The sequence below is a fragment of the Rhodoferax sp. SPJ4 genome, from assembly GCF_058216275.1.
Genome location: NZ_JBYZMN010000001.1, coordinates 1,059,398 through 1,078,085, shown reverse-complemented (window position 1 = coordinate 1,078,085; position 18,688 = coordinate 1,059,398). Strand labels below are relative to the sequence as shown.

The 18,688-nt window shown below is 67.9% G+C and carries 21 protein-coding genes; 17 read left to right on the top strand and 4 right to left on the bottom strand.

The window, feature by feature from the left end; all coding sequences use genetic code 11:
- Positions 1-95 precede the first annotated feature (95 nt).
- From ppsR to AC4BAR_RS05300, 9 genes are all read left to right on the top strand, one after another.
- Complete coding sequence (gene ppsR / locus AC4BAR_RS05340; RefSeq protein ID WP_490626766.1) at positions 96-917, top strand: posphoenolpyruvate synthetase regulatory kinase/phosphorylase PpsR; 822 nt, start codon at positions 96-98, stop codon at positions 915-917.
- Positions 918-1,001: 84 nt separating this feature from the next.
- The gene (locus tag AC4BAR_RS05335) at positions 1,002-1,796 is read left to right on the top strand and encodes a tetratricopeptide repeat protein (protein WP_490626765.1); all 795 of its coding nucleotides are present in this window, start codon (positions 1,002-1,004) and stop codon (positions 1,794-1,796) included.
- 117 nt (positions 1,797-1,913) lie between these two features.
- Positions 1,914-2,177, top strand: coding sequence for a FeoA family protein (locus tag AC4BAR_RS05330; RefSeq protein WP_490626764.1), 264 nt, complete (start codon positions 1,914-1,916; stop codon positions 2,175-2,177).
- On the top strand, positions 2,174-4,111 hold the full coding sequence (gene feoB, locus AC4BAR_RS05325) for a ferrous iron transporter B (protein ID WP_490626763.1): 1,938 nt from the start codon (positions 2,174-2,176) through the stop codon (positions 4,109-4,111). The genes AC4BAR_RS05330 and feoB overlap by 4 nt, the downstream gene beginning before the upstream one ends.
- A gap of 5 nt (positions 4,112-4,116) precedes the next feature.
- Positions 4,117-4,434, top strand: a complete 318-nt coding sequence (locus AC4BAR_RS05320) for a DUF6587 family protein (RefSeq protein WP_490626762.1) — start codon at positions 4,117-4,119, stop codon at positions 4,432-4,434.
- A 216-nt stretch (positions 4,435-4,650) separates the two neighbouring features.
- Positions 4,651-7,014 carry a TonB-dependent receptor gene (locus AC4BAR_RS05315; RefSeq protein WP_490626761.1) on the top strand — a complete coding sequence of 788 codons (2,364 nt, stop codon included), beginning with the start codon at positions 4,651-4,653 and terminating at the stop codon, positions 7,012-7,014.
- 18 nt (positions 7,015-7,032) lie between these two features.
- Positions 7,033-7,716 carry a Fe2+-dependent dioxygenase gene (locus tag AC4BAR_RS05310; RefSeq protein ID WP_490626760.1) on the top strand — a complete coding sequence of 228 codons (684 nt, stop codon included), beginning with the start codon at positions 7,033-7,035 and terminating at the stop codon, positions 7,714-7,716.
- Between the two features lie 28 nt (positions 7,717-7,744).
- Positions 7,745-8,020: a PepSY domain-containing protein gene (locus AC4BAR_RS05305; protein WP_490626759.1), complete on the top strand. Its 276-nt coding sequence runs from the start codon at positions 7,745-7,747 to the stop codon at positions 8,018-8,020.
- Positions 8,017-9,156 carry an alpha-hydroxy acid oxidase gene (locus AC4BAR_RS05300; protein ID WP_490626758.1) on the top strand — a complete coding sequence of 380 codons (1,140 nt, stop codon included), beginning with the start codon at positions 8,017-8,019 and terminating at the stop codon, positions 9,154-9,156. The genes AC4BAR_RS05305 and AC4BAR_RS05300 overlap by 4 nt, the downstream gene beginning before the upstream one ends.
- Before the next feature lie 9 nt (positions 9,157-9,165).
- On the opposite strand, the gene AC4BAR_RS05295 is transcribed toward AC4BAR_RS05300, so the two are convergent.
- Entirely contained in the window at positions 9,166-9,876 is a 711-nt protein-coding gene (locus tag AC4BAR_RS05295) for a YebC/PmpR family DNA-binding transcriptional regulator (RefSeq protein WP_490626757.1), read from the bottom strand.
- Positions 9,877-9,982: 106 nt separating this feature from the next.
- On the opposite strand from AC4BAR_RS05295, the gene AC4BAR_RS05290 reads away from it, so the two are divergent.
- The 7 genes from AC4BAR_RS05290 to hemP all read left to right on the top strand — a co-directional run bounded on the left by AC4BAR_RS05290 (position 9,983) and on the right by hemP (position 15,016).
- Positions 9,983-11,554, top strand: a complete 1,572-nt coding sequence (locus tag AC4BAR_RS05290) for a thymidine phosphorylase family protein (RefSeq protein WP_490626756.1) — start codon at positions 9,983-9,985, stop codon at positions 11,552-11,554.
- Positions 11,555-11,556: 2 nt separating this feature from the next.
- The gene (locus AC4BAR_RS05285) at positions 11,557-12,465 is read left to right on the top strand and encodes a ribose-phosphate diphosphokinase (RefSeq protein ID WP_490626755.1); all 909 of its coding nucleotides are present in this window, start codon (positions 11,557-11,559) and stop codon (positions 12,463-12,465) included.
- 126 nt (positions 12,466-12,591) lie between these two features.
- The gene (locus AC4BAR_RS05280; RefSeq protein ID WP_490626754.1) at positions 12,592-12,855 is read left to right on the top strand and encodes a (2Fe-2S)-binding protein; all 264 of its coding nucleotides are present in this window, start codon (positions 12,592-12,594) and stop codon (positions 12,853-12,855) included.
- Positions 12,856-12,972: 117 nt separating this feature from the next.
- The gene (locus AC4BAR_RS05275) at positions 12,973-13,653 is read left to right on the top strand and encodes an energy transducer TonB (protein ID WP_490626753.1); all 681 of its coding nucleotides are present in this window, start codon (positions 12,973-12,975) and stop codon (positions 13,651-13,653) included.
- 18 nt (positions 13,654-13,671) lie between these two features.
- Positions 13,672-14,388: a MotA/TolQ/ExbB proton channel family protein gene (locus AC4BAR_RS05270; protein WP_490626752.1), complete on the top strand. Its 717-nt coding sequence runs from the start codon at positions 13,672-13,674 to the stop codon at positions 14,386-14,388.
- 2 nt (positions 14,389-14,390) lie between these two features.
- Positions 14,391-14,804: an ExbD/TolR family protein gene (locus AC4BAR_RS05265; RefSeq protein WP_490626751.1), complete on the top strand. Its 414-nt coding sequence runs from the start codon at positions 14,391-14,393 to the stop codon at positions 14,802-14,804.
- Positions 14,801-15,016 carry a hemin uptake protein HemP gene (gene hemP / locus AC4BAR_RS05260; RefSeq protein ID WP_490626750.1) on the top strand — a complete coding sequence of 72 codons (216 nt, stop codon included), beginning with the start codon at positions 14,801-14,803 and terminating at the stop codon, positions 15,014-15,016. Before AC4BAR_RS05265 ends, hemP begins: the two co-directional genes overlap by 4 nt.
- A 36-nt stretch (positions 15,017-15,052) precedes the next feature.
- On the opposite strand, the gene AC4BAR_RS05255 is transcribed toward hemP, so the two are convergent.
- Complete coding sequence (locus AC4BAR_RS05255; protein ID WP_490626749.1) at positions 15,053-15,457, bottom strand: GlcG/HbpS family heme-binding protein; 405 nt, start codon at positions 15,455-15,457, stop codon at positions 15,053-15,055.
- A 149-nt stretch (positions 15,458-15,606) separates the two neighbouring features.
- Between AC4BAR_RS05255 and AC4BAR_RS05250 the strand changes: the two genes are divergently transcribed.
- Positions 15,607-16,308 carry a Bax inhibitor-1/YccA family protein gene (locus AC4BAR_RS05250; RefSeq protein ID WP_490626748.1) on the top strand — a complete coding sequence of 234 codons (702 nt, stop codon included), beginning with the start codon at positions 15,607-15,609 and terminating at the stop codon, positions 16,306-16,308.
- Positions 16,309-16,376: 68 nt separating this feature from the next.
- Here the strand turns inward: AC4BAR_RS05250 and rlmD are convergent, their stop codons facing one another.
- Entirely contained in the window at positions 16,377-17,789 is a 1,413-nt protein-coding gene (rlmD, locus tag AC4BAR_RS05245; protein ID WP_490626747.1) for a 23S rRNA (uracil(1939)-C(5))-methyltransferase RlmD, read from the bottom strand.
- 61 nt (positions 17,790-17,850) lie between these two features.
- Complete coding sequence (locus AC4BAR_RS05240) at positions 17,851-18,636, bottom strand: 3'-5' exonuclease (RefSeq protein WP_490626746.1); 786 nt, start codon at positions 18,634-18,636, stop codon at positions 17,851-17,853.
- Positions 18,637-18,688: the final 52 nt, after the last annotated feature.

Below are 18,688 nucleotides of genomic sequence, written 5' to 3'. Positions count from 1 at the left end.
AGGCAATTGCCGACTGCAAGCCATTTTAGGCCGCGCCCGGGACGCGGCAGGGCCCGTTCTACACTGGCGGCCTGTCTGACATCCAAGCGTTCACCATGTCCAACCGCACCGTGTTTTTCGTCTCCGATGGCACCGGCATCACCGCCGAGACCTTTGGCAACGCCATCCTGGCGCAGTTCGAGATGAAGCCGCGCCATGTGCGGCTGCCTTTCATCGACACCATCGACAAAGCCCACCAGGCGGTGCGGCAGATCAACCACACCGGTGTCGTCGAGGGCAAAAAGCCCATCGTCTTCACCACGCTGGTCAACACCGAAATCCTGCAAGTCATCCAGGAAAGCTGCCAGGGCATGCTGCTGGACATGTTCAGCACCTTTGTGCGGCCGCTGGAAAGCGAGCTGGGTCTGACCTCCAACCACCGCGTGGGCCGCTTCAGCGACGCCAGCAAGAGCAAGGAATACCACGACCGCATCGAGGCCATCAACTTCAGCCTGGCCCACGACGACGGCCAGTCCAACCGCGACCTCGAGGGCGCCGACGTCATCCTGGTCGGTGTCAGCCGCAGCGGCAAAACCCCCACCTCGCTCTACCTGGCCATGCAGTACGGGCTGAAAGCGGCCAACTACCCGCTGATTCCGGAAGACTTCGAGCGCCGCCAACTGCCGCCGGCGCTGCTGCCCCACCGCAAAAAGATTTTCGGCCTGACCATCCAGCCCGAGCGCCTGAGCGAGATCCGCAACGAGCGCCGGCCCAACTCGCGCTATGCCAGCCTGGAATGCTGCCGCGCCGAGGTCAGCGAGGCCGAGGCCATGATGCGCCGCTCCGGCATCCGCTGGCTGTCCACCACCACCAAAAGCATCGAAGAGATCGCCACCACCATCCTGCAGGAAATCCGGCCCGAGCGGCTGGTCTACTGAGGCGCCCCCGGCCCATGCCACCCGGGCGACAAGGACACCCGGCCACAGCGCAGCAATTGAGAATCATTCTCACTACAATGCCGCATGGCCGCCGCTCCCACCTCTGCCCTTCCCCCCATTCCCACCAGCCTGGCGCAGTGCGCGGCCACCAGCCCGGCCGACTGGGCGGCGCTGCTGGCGGCCGAGCCCCGTCAGGCCGTGCGGTGGATGAGGGCGGCCGCCGAGCTGGGCCACAGCGGGGCGCAGGCCACGCTGGGCCAGTGGCTGCTGGACGGCCATGGCCTGGCGCGCAACCCGGCCGAGGCGCTGGCCCGCTTCATCAAGGCCGCCCGGTTGGGCCACCCCATGGGCATGAACATGGCCGGGCGCTGCTGCGAAATGGGCTGGGGCACCGGCCAGGATTTTGAAACCGCCGGCCACTGGTACCGCCAGGCCGCACACAAAGGCCTGCCGGCCGCGATGTACAACCTGGCCAACCTGCTGGCCGCTGGCAAGGGCCTGGCCCAAGACCCTGCCGCCGCGCTGGCCTGGTACCGCCAGGCGGCCGATCGGGGGTATGCCAAGGCCATGACCAAAATCGGCCGCTATTACGAAGACGGGCTGGTGGTGGAACAAAACCCCGAGGCGGCCTTCTTCTGCTACCGAGAAGGCGCCGAGGGCGGTGATTTCCGTGGCCAGTTCTGCTACGCCGGCATGCTGGCCGCCCGTGGCGACCTGGCCCAGGCGCTGGAATGGCTGCGCAAGGTGCCCGAAACCGCCACCCCCGCCTACCTGCAACAGGCCGGCCAACAGCTGCTTGCCTCGCCGCACCCGGCTTTCCGCGCCATCGGCACGGACATGCTGGCCCGGCAGGCCAGGCCGGCGGCCGTGCGGGCTTGACCCGGCGAGGTCGACGCCGCGACCCCACCGCCCCCGAGGACGGTCGGAACCGATAGAATCCAATACAAATGATAGTGATTCCCATCCAAGGTTTGCCAGCCACACCCAGGTGCCACCGTGAGTGACAGCACGCTGCTGGGCCTGCCGGCCATGCAATCCGCCACCGTGCTGCAATTGCAGCTTCCCGGCGGCCAGACGGCCGAGCCGGGCATGCTGGCCCGCCTGGCCGAGCTGGGTTTTCTGCCGGGCGAAACCCTCACCGTGCTGCGCCGTGGCCCCGGCGGCCGGGAGCCGATTGCGGTACAGATTGGCGACACCGTGTTCGCACTGCGCGCCATCGAGGCAGGTTGTGTTCAGGTGACCGCGGGAGCCATCGCATGAGAGAAGCCAGCCTGAACCACGGCCGGCTGCCCTGCATTGCGCTGGTGGGCAACCCCAACTGCGGCAAAACCGCCCTCTTCAACCTGCTGACCGGGGCCCGCCAGAAGGTGGCCAACTACGCCGGCGTGACGGTCGAACGCAAGGAAGGCCGGACCCAGCTGCCCGATGGCCGGCAAGTGTCGGTGATGGATTTGCCAGGCGCCTACAGCCTGAACCCCACCACGGCCGACGAGCTGGTGATGCACGACATGGTGATGGGCCTGCGTGACGGTGAGCGCCGGCCCGACGGCATCATCGCGGTGGTGGACGCCACCAACCTGCGCATGAACCTGCGCCTGGTGCTGCAACTGCGCGCGCTGGGCATGCCCATGCTGGTGGCCCTGAACATGATGGACGTGGCTCGGGCCCGCGGCCTGCAGATTGACGTGGCGCAGCTGTCGGCCGAGCTGGGCCTGCCGGTGGTGGAAACCGTGGCGGTGCACAACAACCGCTTCAGCGCCTGGCTGGGCCAGGCCACCGACAACGGCCGTGCCGAGTTGCTGCAAACCGCCCAGGGCCTGCTCAACGCCCCCCATCCTGCGCCCGGCCCCTTGCCGGCCGCGGTGCAAACCCCGGCCACCGGCCCCAGCACCGAACAGATGCTGACCCTGCAGGCCGAGGTCCGCCGCATCCTGGCGGTGGCCGTGCCCAATGGCGCCCAGGTCAAACGTTTCAACCACCGCATCGACACCGTGGTCATGCACCCGGTGTGGGGCCTGGCGCTGCTGGGGGTGCTGCTGTTCCTCATTTTCCAGGCGGTGTTTTCCTGGGCCAACGTGCCCATGGACCTGATCAAGGAAGCCGTGGCCAGCGTGGCCGAGTTCGCCAAGGCGCAACTGCCCGAGGGCCTGCTGCGCAGCCTGCTGATCGACGGCATCATTGCCGGCGTGGGCAGCGTGCTGGTGTTTCTGCCGCAGATCCTGATCTTGTTCTTCTTCATCCTGCTGCTGGAAGACTCGGGCTACCTGCCCCGCGCCGCCTTTTTGCTCGACACGCTGATGGGCAAGGTGGGCCTGTCGGGCCGGGCCTTCATTCCGCTGCTGTCCAGCTTTGCCTGTGCCATTCCCGGCATCATGGCCACCCGCACCATCCCCAACTGGCGCGACCGGCTGGCCACCATCATGATCGCCCCGCTGATGACCTGCTCGGCCCGCCTGCCGCTGTACGCGCTGCTGATCGCCGCCTTTGTGCCGGAGCGCACGGTGGGCTTCGTCAGCCTGCAGGGCCTGACGCTGTTTGCGCTCTATGTGGCCGGCATCCTGTCGGCGATGGCGGTGGCCTGGGTCTTCAAACGCACCTGGATCAAAAGCAACTACCAGCCGCTGATGCTGGAGCTGCCGCCCTACCGCCTGCCCAACCTCAACAACTTGGTGCTGGGTCTGTGGCAGCGGGTGCAGATCTTTTTGTCGCGTGTGGGCACCATCATCTTTTCGCTGATGGTGGTGTTGTGGTTTTTGGCCACCTTCCCCGGCCCGCCCGATGGCGCGCTGGGCCCGGCCATCCAGTACAGCTTTGCCGGCATGCTGGGCCAATGGCTGGAAGTGGTGTTTGCGCCCATCGGCTTCAACTGGCAGATCAGCATCGCGCTGGTGCCTGGCATGGCCGCACGCGAGGTGGCGGTGGGGGCCTTGGGCACGGTGTACGCGCTGTCGGCCAGCGGCGAGGAAACCGCCGCCGCGCTGGGGCCATTGATCTCGCACGGCTGGTCACTGGCCACCGCTTACTCGCTGCTGGCCTGGTATGTGTTTGCACCGCAGTGCATCTCCACGCTGGCGGTGGTCAAGCGCGAAACCAATTCCTGGCGCTACCCGCTGCTGATGGCCGGTTACCTGTTTGCACTGGCCTACCTGGCGTCCTTCATCACCTACCGCGTGGCGCTTGCGCTCACCGCCTGACACCCATGCCCACCTGGCTGCAACCGCTGATCGTCTACACGCTGGTGAGCGCCTGTGCGCTCTACAGCGCGGCCACGCTGCTGCCCCGCGGCGCCCGGGTCGGCATCGCCACCGCGCTGGCCCGTCTGTTGCGCCAGCCCGGCCCGAGCCCCCGCCTGCTCACCGGACTGCGCGGCGCGCTGGAAGCCTATGCCCGCCGGCATGGGGCTGCCGGGGCTTGTGGCGGCTGTGGCAGCTGTGCCTCCTCCCAACCCCGCCCCCTGGCCAGCGGCCAGCCCACCGCCGTCCAGACGGTGCACTGGCAGGTTCGCAAACCCCGCTGAGCGCCCCGGCACGGCCGGCCTGAAAGGCCACCCGCCGCCCCTGCCTGTGACCCGCGGCAGAAAGCAAATATAAATGAGATGGATTCGCATTTGCGATATACTTGCTGCCTGAACAGTTCAGGCAAGCCAACTTCTGCACCCCGCCCCGGGGTCTGCCCAGCCAGCCTCTGACAACAACCAAGACCCGAACCGGGTCTTCTTTTGGAGGTTTCCACCTTGGCTCATCACCGCGCTCTTTCCAAGCGGCGTCGCTCCGGCGCACACACCGGTTCCGCCACCAAGCCGTCCCTGCTGCCGCTGGCCGCACTGATGCTGGCGGCGTCCGCCTCCGGCTGGGCACGAGAAAACACCCCGTCCATCGCCAACGACGCCGACGCGGTAACCGACAGCCAGCGCGCCCAGCCCGAGGCACCGCTGATGCTGGCCGAGGCCGGCCCCGCTGTCACCAGCGAAGGCAAAACCCTGCAGCAGGTGACGGTGACCGACAAGCGGGAGGAACTGCGGGGCAAGGACTCGGTCCGCGCCGAGACCAGCAGCATCGGCAAAGGCAAGCAGCAATTGCGCGACATCCCGCAGTCCATCACCGTGGTGACCGAGAAGCTGATTGCCGACCGCAACATTGACACATTGAAGGAAGCCCTGCACAACACCGGTGGTGTGTCCTTCCTGGCCGCCGAGGGCGGCGAAGAAGACATCCGCCTGCGCGGTTTCTCGCTGGCCACCACGGGCGACATCTTTGTCGACGGTGTGCGCGACCCGGCCTTCTACGACCGCGACACCTTCAGCCTGGACCGCATCGAGCTGCTGCGCGGCTCGGCCTCCATGCTGTTCGGCCGCGGCTCCACCGGCGGCGTGGCCAACCAGGCCACCAAGCTGCCCCAGCTGGCCGACGAAAGCGAAATCACCACCACCGTGGGCAACCACAACTACGCCCGCCTGGTGGGCGACTTCAACATCCGCACCGGTGAGGAATCGGCCCTGCGCCTCAATGCCATGAAAACCGAGGCCGAGAACAACGGCAGCGGCTCCAGCATCAACAAACAGGGCTTTTCCGCCGGCTACAGCGTGGGCATCGGTACGGCCAACGAGTTCTACGCCGGCCTGTATTACCTCGACAACAAGAACGGTATCAATTACGGCCTGCCGTGGATTCGCCGCTCCAGCACCGACACCAGGTCGACCATTCTCCCGGTCGACCCGGCCAACTACTACGGGGCAGGCAGCGACCGCAACTATGGCGGCGCCAAATTCCTGACCCTGGGCCACACCCACCGCTTTGACGGCGGCAGCGAGCTCAAGACCGTGGTGCGCAAGGGCTACTACGACCGCGACCTGCGGCCCAGCACCATCCGTTTTGCCGGCACCACCGCCACCGCAACCAACCCCTTAACCAACCCGGCCGCCGTCACCTTGGCCAACCTGAACGGTAACACGGTACTCAACCGGGGCACCAACCAAGCCAAGATCCAGGACCTCGACACGCTGTACGCGCAGAGCGATTTCAGTGGCAAGTTCAAGGGCTGGGGCGGCACCCATGCCATCCTGGCCGGTGTGGACCTGGCGCACGAGCAGTTCAACAACTACGGCGCCACCCCGCTGACCAAGCCACAAACCTGGCTGGGCACACCCAACGACGGCGGCAGCGCCAACGAGGACAGCCGCACACTGACGCTGCAGCGCAACTTCGACGCCAAAAACATCGGCCTCTACGGCCAGGACCTGCTGCAATTTGCCCCGGCCTGGAAATTCCTCGCCGGTCTGCGTTACGACAACTTCCGTGGCCAGTACCTGTCGCCCACCGGCACCGCCACCGCGGCGGCCTACAACAGCCGCAGCGACTCGCTGTGGAGCAAACGCACCGGCCTGCTGTACCAGCCCAACGACCTGCACTCCTACCACGTCTCCTACGGCACCTCGTTCAACACCTCGGGCGACACCTACCAGTACGACAACCAGACCGCCAACACCCCGCCGGAGAGCAGCGAGAACTTCGAGATCGGGGCCAAGCTGGACTCGGCCGACAAACGCTTCACCACCCGGCTGGCACTGTTCCACTCGGTCAAGAAGAACGAGCGCAACCGCGACCCGGATTCCGCGGCCGTGGCCAACCTGCTGTCGGGCAAGCGCCATGCTTCCGGTTTCGAGATCGACCTGTCCGGCCGCCTGACGCCAGCCTGGGAAATGTTCGCCTCCTATGCCTGGATTCCGGTGGCCAAAATCGATGTCGGCGCGCCCGGCTCGGTGGCCGGTGTCGGCGAAGGCGCGGGCACCCGCTCGTCGCTGACCCCCAAACACAGCGGCACGGTGTTCAGCACCTACCAGATCACGCCGCAAATCCGCGTCGGTGGCGGCCTCAACTTCCGCAGCGAGCAAACGCCCAACCGCAACCCGGCCGGCATCGTGGCCGACAGCTTCGTCACCGCCGACCTGCTGGCCGAGTACAAGTTCAGCCCGGACATGGCCTTGAAGTTCAACGTGACCAACGTCACCAACAAGCTGTACGCCGACGGCCTGTACTCCGGCCATTACACGCCGGGCACCGGCCGCCTGGTCCAGCTGTCTCTGAACACCAAGTTCTGAGTTGCTTGGGGGCCCGCCATGATCCTGCACATCCCCGGTGTCCTGAGCGGTGAGCTGCTGGGCCAGGTCCAGCAGCAGCTGAGCGACGCCAGCTGGCAGGACGGCAAGGGCACGGCCGGGCCCCAGGCGGCCCAGGTGAAGAACAACCAGCAGCTGGCGTTTGCCAGCGACACCGCCCGCCAGCTGCGCCCGGTGGTGATGCAGGCGCTGGACCGCCAGCCGTTGCTGTTTTCGGCCACCCTGCCCAAGCGGGTCTACCCGCCCGGCTTCAACCGCTACAGCGGCGACACCAACACCTATGGCAGCCATGTCGACAACGCGGTTCGCCATGTGCCCGAATCGGGCCAGCGGGTGCGCACCGACCTGTCCTGCACGCTGTTCCTGTCCGACCCGACCGATTACGACGGCGGCGAACTGGTCATCGAGGACGGGCCGCAGGCGCACAGCCTCAAGCTGGCCGCCGGCGACCTGGTCTGCTACCCCGGCAGCCATGTGCACCGCGTCAACCCGGTGACCCGGGGTGCCCGCCTGGCCAGCTTTTTTTGGATCGAAAGCCTGGTGCGCAGCGGCGAGCAGCGCCGGCTGCTGTTCGAGATGGACCAGGCCCTGCTGCGCCTGCGCGAAAAACACGGCGAAAGCGCCGAAGCCGTGGCCCTGACCGGCGTTTACCACAACCTGTTGCGCCAGTGGGCCGACACCTGATTCCAACCACCCCCAGAAAGGACCTGACATGACCCCCCGTTCCCTGCTGCTGACCCTGGGCCTGGCGCTGAGCGCCCTGGCCCATGCCGGCCCCCACGACAACATCCGGTGCAGCGTGCCCAAGGCCGAATGGCAATCCCAGATGGCGCTGAAGGACAAGCTCACCAGCGAAGGCTGGAAAGTGCGCCGCATCAAGGTCGAAAACGGCTGCTACGAGGTCTATGGCTTTGACGCCAAGGGCGCCCGCGCCGAGGTCTTCTTCAACCCCAAAACCTTCGAGAAAATCGCTGAGGTCGCGCAGTGAGCGCGGGCGGGCACCCTGCTGGCGGCGTTCCCCGCCTCGAGCAGGTGCCCGCCGGTGTGGTCACGCTGGACGATCATGCGGCCTGCGCCCGCCAGCGGCTGGACGACCGCGCCTGGGCCTACCTCAGCGGCGGCGCCGCTGACGAACTGACGCTGCAAGCCAACCGCCAGGCCTGGGGCCGGCTGCCGCTGTGGCCCCGCGTGTTGCGGCCGCTGGCGGGCGGCCACACCCGGGTGCGCTTGCTGGGCCGCACCCTGCGCCACCCGGTGATGCTGGCGCCGGTGGCCTACCAGCGCCTGGCCCACCCCGACGGCGAGCTGGCCAGCGCCCACGCGGCCGCCGCGCTGCAGGCCGGCCTGGTGCTGAGCACCTTGTCCAGCACGCCCATGGAGGCCGTGGCCCAGGCGGTGCGCAGCGAACCCAACCACGGCCCGCTGTGGTTTCAGCTTTACTGGCAGCTTGACCGCGGCGCCACATTGGCGCTGGTGCAGCGCGCCGAGGCCGCCGGCTTCGAGGCCCTGGTGCTCACAGTGGACGCACCCACACAGGGCGCCCGCGACCGCGAGCGCCGCGCCGGTTTCACGCTGCCGGCCGGGGTGTCGGCCGTGCACCTGCAAGGCCTGCCTCGGCCCGGCGCCCTGCCCGCCGGCCGCGACCAGAGCGCCCTGTTCGACGGCCTGATGTGCCAGGCCCCGACCTGGGACGACGTGGCCTGGCTGCAGACGCAGACCCGGCTGCCGGTGCTGCTCAAAGGCATTCTTCACCCGCTGGACGCCCAACAGGCGGCGTCGCTGGGGGTGGTCGGGCTGATCGTCTCCAACCACGGTGGCCGCACGCTGGACACCACGCCGGCCACCGCATCGGTGCTGCCGCGCATCGCCGACGCGGTGGGCGAGCAACTGCCTTTGCTGGTGGACGGTGGCATCCGCCGTGGCACCGACGTGCTCAAAGCCGTGGCCCTGGGCGCGCGGGCGGTGCTGGTGGGTCAGCCTGCGGTGCACGGCCTGGCCTGCGCCGGCGCGGCCGGCGTGGCCCATGTGCTGCGCCTGTTGCGTGACGAGCTGGAAATCGCCATGGCCCTGAGTGGCATCGCCACGCTGGACCAGGCCGACCGCACGCTGCTGGCCGAGCCCTAGGGCGCAGCCTCAGCCGGCCAGGCCCACGTAAACCGCCTGCACGTCGTCGTTGCCGTCGATGGCAGCCAGAAAGGCTTCCACCTCCTCCAGGTGCTCAGGCGCCAGGCTGGCCGGGTCGATCGGGTTCTTGGGCCGGTAGGCCAGCTTGGCCGACAACACGGTGAAGCCCTGCGCCGGCAACGCCCGGCTCACCAGGTCGAGGTCGGTGGCGTCGGTGATGAAGGTGGTGGCACCGTCCTCGCCGGGCTCGAAGTCCTGCGCACCGGCCTCGATGGCCGCCAGCTCCGGGTCGGCCCCGGCGGCGGCCGGCTCGGCCTCGATCAGGCCCACATGGTCAAAGTCCCAGGCCACCGAGCCCGAAGTGCCCAGCTGGCCCTTGCGGAACAGCACCCGCATCTCGGGCGCGGTGCGGTTCACGTTGTCGGTCAGGCATTCCACCATCACCGCCACCTGGTGCGGCGCAAAGCCCTCGTACATCACACGCTCGAAATGCACGGTCTCGCCGGTCAGGCCCGCGCCCTTTTTGATGGCGCGGTCCAGCGTGTCCTTGGGCATGGACACCTTACGGGCCTGCTCGACCACCAGCCGCAGGCGCGAATTCAGCGCCGGGTCGGCGCCGCTGCGCGCAGCCACCATGATGTCCTTGGCCAGGCGGCCAAACAGCTTGCCGCGGGCGTCGGCCGCCTGCGCTTTTCCTTTTGCTTTCCACTGTGCGCCCATGTCGCGTCTCCTGTGTGCTGGGCGCTGGCGCCCCGGTCGGGTTGAGGTGCGGGAGTATCACACGGGACGGCGGCGATCTGGCATTCCGGTGTAGGCTAGCGGAGCCATGGAAGACACCGCTTCTCCCCGCAGCGAACCCTCGCCCCCACTGAGCCTGCGCCGGGTGGCCATCGACACCTACCGCGAGAACGTGGCCTACCTGAACCGCAACTGCAGTGTCTACCGGGCCGAGGGCTTTCAGGCCTTGGCCAAGGTCGAGGTGCGGGCCAACGGCCGGCGCATCCTGGCCACGCTGAACGTGGTCGATGACCCGGCCATCGTGGCCTGCGGTGAGCTGGGCCTGTCGGAAGACGCGTTTGCCCAGCTCGACCTGCCCGCCCGGCACGCGGTGACGGTGGCACAGGCCGAGCCGCCAGCCTCCATTGGCGCGCTGTTCCGCAAAATGGCCGGCGAGCGGCTGAGCCAGGATGACTTTTCCGCCATCGTGGGCGACATCGCCAGCCACCGCTACTCCAAGATCGAGCTGACCGCCTTTGTCGTGGCCACCAGCCGCGGCGAGCTGGACCGCGAGGAGGTGTATTTCCTCACCGAGGCCATGGTGGCCAGCGGCCGCCGGCTCGACTGGCAGCAGCCGTTGGTGGTGGACAAGCACTGCATCGGCGGCATTCCCGGCAATCGCACCTCCATGCTGGTGATTCCCATCGTCGCCGCCCATGGCCTGTGGTGCCCCAAAACCTCGTCGCGCGCCATCACCTCACCGGCCGGCACCGCCGACACCATGGAGGTGCTGGCCCGGGTGGAATTGCCCGAAGCCCAGCTGCTGGACATCGTGCGCCAGCAACACGCCTGCCTGGCCTGGGGCGGCACGGCCGGGCTGTCGCCGGCCGACGACGTGCTGATCTCGGTCGAACGGCCGCTGTCGCTGGACTCGCCGGCCCAGATGGTGGCCTCCATCCTGTCCAAGAAAATCTCGGCCGGCGCCACCCATCTGGTGCTGGACATCCCCATCGGGCCCACCGCCAAGGTGACCTCCATGGCCCAGGCCCAGCGCCTGCGCCGGCTGTTCGAGTACGTGGCGGGGCGCCTGCATTTGTCGCTGGACGTGGTCATCACCGACGGCCGCCAGCCCATCGGTTTTGGCATCGGCCCGGTGCTGGAGGCCCGCGACGTGATGCGGGTGCTGGAACGCGACCCGCGGGCGCCCCAGGACCTGCGCGAGAAATCGCTGCGCCTGGCCGGCCGGCTGCTGGAATGCAGCCCTCAGGTGCGCGGCGGCGACGGCCACGCGCTGGCCCGCGACATCCTCGACTCGGGCCGCGCCCTGGCCCAGATGAACGCCATCGTCCAGGCCCAGGGCAGCCAGGGGTTCGACCCCAACCACCCGGCCCTGGGGCCGCTGACATTCGAGGTGCTGGCCGAGGCCGACGGGGTGGTCACCGCCATCGACAACCAACACACCGCCCGGGTGGCCCGGGTGGCGGGCGCGCCCAAGGTGCAGGGCGCCGGCATCGACCTGCTGCGCAAGCTGGGTGACGCGGTGGTTCGCGGCCAGCCGCTGTACCGGGTCCATGCGGCCTTCCCGGCCGACCTGGCGTTTGCCCGGCAGCTCTGCGCCAAGGCCAGCGGCTACCGCCTTGGCGGGCCTGGCGACCTGCCCCAGGTGCCGGTGGAGTTCTGACCGTGTCGGCCCCCCTGTCCAGCCCGGTGCTGCTGCACTTTGACGACGAGGCCGAGGCCGCCCAACGGCTGGCCCAGGCCACCGGTCTGGTACCGCAAGCCATCGCGCTGCACCGCTTCCCCGACGGCGAACACAAGCTGCGCCTGCCCGCCCAGCTGCCGCCCCAGGTGGTGCTGCTGCGCAGCCTGACCGACCCCAACCAGCGGCTGCTGCAGCTGCTGCTGGCGGCCCGCACCGCCCGCCAGCTGGGCGCGCGCCAGCTGACACTGGTGGCGCCCTACCTGGCCTACATGCGGCAAGACATCGCCTTCCACCCCGGTGAGGCGGTCAGCCAGACCATCGTCGGCGACTTTTTGGCCGGGTTATTTGATGCAGTGGCCACGGTGGACCCGCACCTGCACCGGGTGGCCACGCTGGCCGAGGTGGTGCCCGGGCGCCATGCGATGGTGGTCAGTGGCGCGCCGCTGCTGGGCCACTGGGTGGCCACACGCCGGCCGGGTGCGCTGCTGCTGGGGCCCGACAGCGAATCGGCCCAGTGGGTGGCTCAGGCCGCCGCCGCGACCGGGCTGGACTTTGGCGTCTGCAGCAAAACCCGCCATGGCGACCGTCAGGTGAGCATCGCCCTGCCGCCTCTGGCCGTGCGGGGCCGGTCGGTGGTGCTGCTGGACGACATGGCCAGCAGCGGCCACACGCTGGCCCGCGCCGCCGAGTTGCTGCGCGCCGCCGGTGCGGCCTCGGTGGACGTGGCGGTGACCCATGCGCTGTTTGGCGGCGACGCGCTGGCGGTGGTCAAGGCCGCCGGCGTGGGCGAGGTCTGGAGCACCGACTGCGTGCCCCACCCCAGCAATGCGATGGCCATCGCCCCGGTGCTGGCGCCGCCGCTGCGGGACTGGCTGTCCCGACCGTTCTGAGGCCGTCCTTTGGCCCTGGGGTCCAATGCCCCCAATCCATGGTGAAAATTTTGCGCACTTTCATATTGCAAATGAAAGCGATTCGCATTTATACTGCACCCACTGCAACGTTCCACAGCCCACGCCATGATTGTTTGTGTCTGCCGCCGTGTTTCCGACCGGGACATCCTTCGCGAAGTCCGGGCCGGTCTGGGCTTTGACGACATCCAGTTCACACTGGGTGTGGCCACGCAGTGCGGCCGCTGCGAAGGCTGCGCCCGTGACCTGGTGAGCCAGGGCAGCGTGAGCCACCCGATGGCGGCGCTGCGCCACGAGGGCGTGGAGGCCGCCGCAGCCACCCATCCGGTGGTGCTGGACCGGCGCCTGCGCGAAAGCCAGGCATGGGCCTGACCGCGATGCTGCTGGGCAGCCTCGCGGTGGTGCTGCTGTCGGCCTGGTGGGTCCTGCGCCGCTGAACCGTTTGCCTTCGATCGGGCGCGGCCTCCCGCGCTTCGCCAGGTTTTTCCCATGTCCTTGTCTTCCTACCTTTCCGCCATGCCGCTGCCACGCCGCAACCTGCTGATCGCCAGCAGCGTGGTGCTGCTGCATGTGCTGGCCATCTGGGGCCTGCAAACCGGTCTGCTGCGCCGTATGGTGGAAGTGGTGGTGCCGGTGTCGGTGCTGAGCGAGTTCATAGCCCCGCCGACCCCCAAAACCGAACCGCCCCCGCCGGTGCCCACGCCGCCCCGGCCGCAGCCCAAAACCCCCAGCCCTCCCCCACCCCCGCAGCTGGCGGCCGTGGCCGACCCGACGCCGGCGCCGGCCGCGCCCACCGGCGTGGTCAACCCCGAACCGCCAGCGCCCATCCTGGCCCCGGTGGCCGCCGCCCCCACGCCCGCCCCCCCGGCGCCGCCCTCACCACCCAGGATCGAGTTGCCTTCCAGCGACGCCGACTACCTGCAAAACCCCAAGCCCGCCTACCCGGGCCTGAGCAAGCGGCTGGGTGAACAGGGCAAGGTGCTGGTACGGGTCTACATCAGCGCCACCGGCACGGTGGACAAGGGCGAAATCAAACAGTCCAGCGGCTACGACCGGCTGGACCAGGCGGCGCTGACGGCGGTGCTGCGCTGGCGCTTTGTGCCCGGCAAACGGGCCGGTGTGCCCGAGGCCATGTGGCACACCATCCCGATCAATTTCGTTCTCGAATAACTTTTCTCTGGAGCCCCCATGGAGTCCCAACTCGGTCTGTTCAACGTCTGGAGCCAAGGCGACATCGTCACCAAAGCGGTGTTCCTGCTGCTGCTGACCATGTCACTGTCGTCGTGGATGGTCATCATCCTGAAAACCCTGGACCTGATGCGCTACAAGAAGCTGGCCGCCAGCGCCCGCAACTTCTGGCACAACGCCGACTTCGCCAGCGGCCTGAAGCAGCTGGGCCCGGACGACACCAACCCCTTCCACCAGCTGGCGGTGGAAGGCCGTGAAGCCACCAGCCACCACCGCGAAGCCCAGGCCCAGGCCCATTTGCACGACAGCCTGGACCTGAGCGACTGGGTGACCCGCTGCCTGCGCAACAGCCTGGACGAGTTCACCGCCAAGCTGCAGTCTGGCCTGGCCGTGCTGGCCTCGGTGGGTTCGACCGCGCCCTTCGTGGGCCTGTTCGGCACCGTCTGGGGCATTTACCACGCGCTGCTGGGCATTGGCGCGGCCGGCCAGGCCACCATCGACAAGGTGGCCGGGCCCATTGGCGAGTCGCTGATCATGACGGCCCTGGGTCTGGCCGTGGCCATTCCGGCGGTGCTGGGCTACAACGCGCTGGTGCGTGGCAACAAGGGCATCCTGGGCCAGCTGAACCGCTTCGCCCATGACCTGCACGCTTACTTCGTCACCGGCGCCCGGGTTGGCAATGCCGGCAGCGCCGTGCCGATGAAGAAAGGCGGCTGAGCATGGCCTTCGGCACCCAGGACGACACCGACGAGGTGATGAACGAGATCAACATGACGCCGCTGGTCGACGTCATGCTGGTGCTGTTGATCATCTTCATCATCACCGTGCCGGTGATGAAGCACGCGGTCAACATCGACCTGCCGCGCGCCACCAACCAGCCGCAGGACGCCAAGCCGCAAACCATTCTGCTCAGCGTGGACGCGCAAGGCGCCTATTTCTGGAACGAATCCGTGGTGCCCGACGAGCAACTGCCCGGCCGCCTGCAGGCCGCTGCCGCCCAGGAACCGCAGCCGGAACTGCACATCCGCGGCGACAAATCGGTGCGCTACGAGCGGGTGGCCCAGGCCATGGCCATGGCCCAGCGCGCCGGCGTGAAGAAAATCGGCTTTATCACCGAGCCGGCCCGGCCATGACGCGGCCGCCCGCAGCCGCCCTGCCCGCCACCGCCAGCCTGCTGCCCGAGGCCAACACCGGCCCGGGCCCCAAACCCCACCGTGGCCCGCCGGTGCCGGTGGTGCCCAGCGACCAGGTGCTGCGCGGCCTCAAAGAGGTCGACATCGCCCACAACGGCCGGCTCTACCGGCTGCAGGTGACCAAACAGGGCAAATTGATCCTGACCAAATGACCACGGCCCCGCACGGGGCCGTTTGCTCACCGGCCGTCAGCCCAGCGCGGCAATGCCGGCGCGCGCGATCTGCGCGTCTTCGGGCGACTTGACGCCGCTGACCCCCACCGCGCCGATGCACTGGCCGTCGCGCAGGATGGGCACCCCGCCTTCCAGCATGCCTTGCAGCGCCGGTGCGCTGAGGAAGGACATGCGGCCGCCGTTGATGACGTCCTCGTACACCTTGCTCTCGCGGCGGCCCAGTGCGGCCGTGTGGGCCTTGGCCGGCGCAATCTGCGCCGAAATGGCGGCAGCGCCGTCCAGCCGCTGCAGCCACAGCAAATGGCCACCGTCGTCGACGATGGCAATGCTCACCGCCCACTGGTTGGCCAGCGCCTCGGCCTCGGCGGCGGCGGCGATGCGTTTGACGTCGGAGAGTTCGAGCACGGCTTTGGTTTTCATGGTGTTCAAGGGCTGAGAAAAAAACAGAGCTCCATTGTGGCCTGAGCCGCCCTATGCCCTCACGGAGCGTGGGCACACCGACGCGCCCCCACCCCCCGCCCTACAATCGAGTCCACGGGCCGACCTCGGCCTTTCACAGGAGTTTTGCCATGAACGACCACGTCAACACCTTCGATGCTTCGACGGGCTACGGCGTTGCCACCTCGCCGCAAGAACGCAACCGCGTGCTGCGCAACACCTACTGGCTGCTGGCGCTGAGCCTGCTGCCCACGGTGCTGGGCGCCTGGGTCGGTGTGGCCACCGGCATCACCACCGCTTTGAGCGGCGGCCTGGGCCTGGTGGTGTTTCTGGGCGGCGCCTTCGGCTTCATGTTCGCCATCGAGAAAACCAAGAACTCGGCGGCTGGCGTGCCGGTGCTGCTGGCTTTCACCTTCTTCATGGGCCTGATGCTGTCGCGCCTGATCGCCATGGTGCTGGGCTTCAAGAACGGTTCCGAGCTGATCATGACGGCCTTTGGTGGCACGGCGGCGGTGTTCTTCGCCATGGCCAGCCTGTCCAGCGTCATCAAGCGCGACCTGTCCAGCATGGGCAAGTGGCTGTTTGTCGGTGCCATCGTGCTGATGGTGGGCAGCATCATCAACATCTTTGTCGGCTCCAGCGCCGGCATGCTGGCCATCTCGGTGGCCGCCATCGGCATCTTCAGCGCCTACATGCTGTACGACCTGAAGCGCATCATCGATGGTGGCGAGACCAACTACATCAGCGCCACGTTGGCCCTGTACCTGGACATCTACAACGTGTTCCAGAGCCTGTTGATGCTGCTGGGCATTGTGGGCGGTGAGCGGGATTAAGGACGAAAGCAGAACGCTTCGCTGATTTCAACAAGGGGGCCTCTGGCCCCCTTGTCCTTTGTGGGTTGTCAAGCCCGTTCAAACACCGCGATGCTTTCGACGTGGGCGGTGTGAGGGAACATGTTGACGATGCCGGCGGCGGTGCAGCGGTAGCCGCCCTGGTGCACCAGCAGGCCGGCGTCGCGGGCCAGCGTGGCCGGGTTGCAGCTCACGTACACAATGCGCTGCGGCGGCGTCCAGCCGGCTGGCCAGGGGGTGCCGGCAAGCTGGCTCTGGTGCAGGTCGGCCAGCGCCTTGGACAAGGCAAACGCGCCTTCACGTGGCGGGTCGATCAGCCAGCGGTGGGCATGGCCGTCGGCCACCAGCAGCTCAGGTGTCATCTCGAACAGGTTGCGCGCCACGAAAGCGGTGGGCGACAGCGGACGACCGGCCTGGTTGCGCGCCAGGTTGTCGCGCGAGCGGGCCACCAGGGCCTCGCTGCCTTCGATGCCCAGCACCTCGCCGGCCAGCGTGGCCAGCGGCAGCGTGAAGTTGCCCAGGCCACAAAACCAGTCGATCACCCGCTCATTCGGTTGCGGCTGCAGCAGGCCGAGGGCGCGCGACACCAGCACCCGGTTGATGTGGGGGTTGACCTGGGTGAAGTCGGTGGGCTTGAAGGGCATGGTGATGCCGAACTGCGGCAGCGCATAGGACAGCTCGGGGCCGCCCTGGTCAAGCAGCTTCACCGTGTCCGGCCCCTTGGACTGCAGCCACCACTGCAGGCCAGGACGCGCCGCGGCAAAGGCACGCAGCCTGGCCAGGTCGCCGGCGCTGAGCGGCTCCAGGTGGCGCAGCACCAGCGCGGTGACCTCGTCGCCGCAAGCCAGCTCGATCTGCGGGCAGGTCTCGATGGCGTCCATGGAGGCGATCAGCTCGCGCAACGGCACCAGCATGGCGTTCACATGGGGCGGCAGCACATGGCATTCGGCCATGTCGGCCACATAACGGCTCTTGCGCTCGTGGAAGCCCACCAGCACCGTCCCCTTCTTGTGCACATGGCGCACCGACAGCCGGGCCCGGTAGCGGTAGCCCCAGGCCGGGCCCTCGATGGGCCGCAGGATGTTGTCGGCCTTGACCTTGCCCAGATGCCACAGGTTGTCTTCCAGCACCCGCTGCTTCACCGCCACCTGCGCAGCAGGGTGCAGGTGCTGCATCTTGCAGCCGCCGCAGGCGCCGGCGTGCAGGCCGAAATGCGGGCACTGCGGCCGCACCCGCTGCGAGGACTCGCGGTGGATGGCGGTCAGCGTGCCCTGCTCCCAGTTGTTCTTGCTGCGGTTCAGGTTGACGCTGACCACCTCAAAGGGCAGCGCACCCTCGATGAACACCACCTTGCCGTCAGGCTTGCGGGCCACGCCCTGGGCGTCGATGTCGAGCGCGTCCACGCGCAAATGGCCCTCAGGCAAGGCAGGCAGCAGGGTTTCGGTCTGAATCTCGTCGGTCATGCACCGATTGTCTCAGGTGCGCACACCGCTTCCGGCCGCCAGCACCCTGGCACGCACCGCATCAACGCCAGGCGGCCAGGTACTCCTGCCAATGCGCCTCGTTGGGCGCGAGGTTGCCCAGCGTGCCCTTGACCAGCGCGATCTCCTGCTCGTACTCGGCCTCGGTGAAGCCGCCGCGCATTTTCTGGAAACGGCAGTACAGCAAATAGGTGTTCATCACGTCGGTTTCGCAGTAGCGGCGGATCTCGTCGAGCTGGCCGTTGAGGTAGCCAGCGTAGACCATGGAGCCGTCCATGCCCAGCTTGCCGGGAAAGCCGCAGAGCTTGGCCATGGCGTCCAGCGGCGCGTTGTTCTTGGGTTGGTACATGGCCAGCAGGTCCATCAAATCCAGGTGGCGCAGGTGGTAGCGGCTGATGTAGTTGTTCCACTTGAACTCGCGGTCGTCGTCGCCCATGTCCCAGTACTTGTCGGCCACCACGCCGTGCTGCAGGCCGCGGTAATGCAGCACCGGCAGATCGAAGCCGCCGCCGTTCCAGCTGACCAGCTGCGGCACGTGTTTTTCCAGGGTGTTGAAAAAGGTCTGGATGACCTTGCCTTCGCTGTGGCCGTCACGGTCCACAAAGGAATGGACCTTCAGCCCCTCGGCATTGCGGAACACGCAGCTGATGACCAGGATGCGCTGCAGGTGCAGCGGCGCAAAGTCGGTCTGGCCCTTCTCCTTGCGCTCGGCCACCCAGGCGGCGTAGACCTCGGCGTCGCTCTGCTCGGCCGGTGCACCGCGCAGCGCCCGCAGGCCCGCCACGTCGGGGATGGATTCAATGTCGAACACCAGAACAGGCCAGGCCATGCGGACTCCTTTTGCAGGCCGGCATTGTGACACCGGGGCCGGGGCGGCCCCG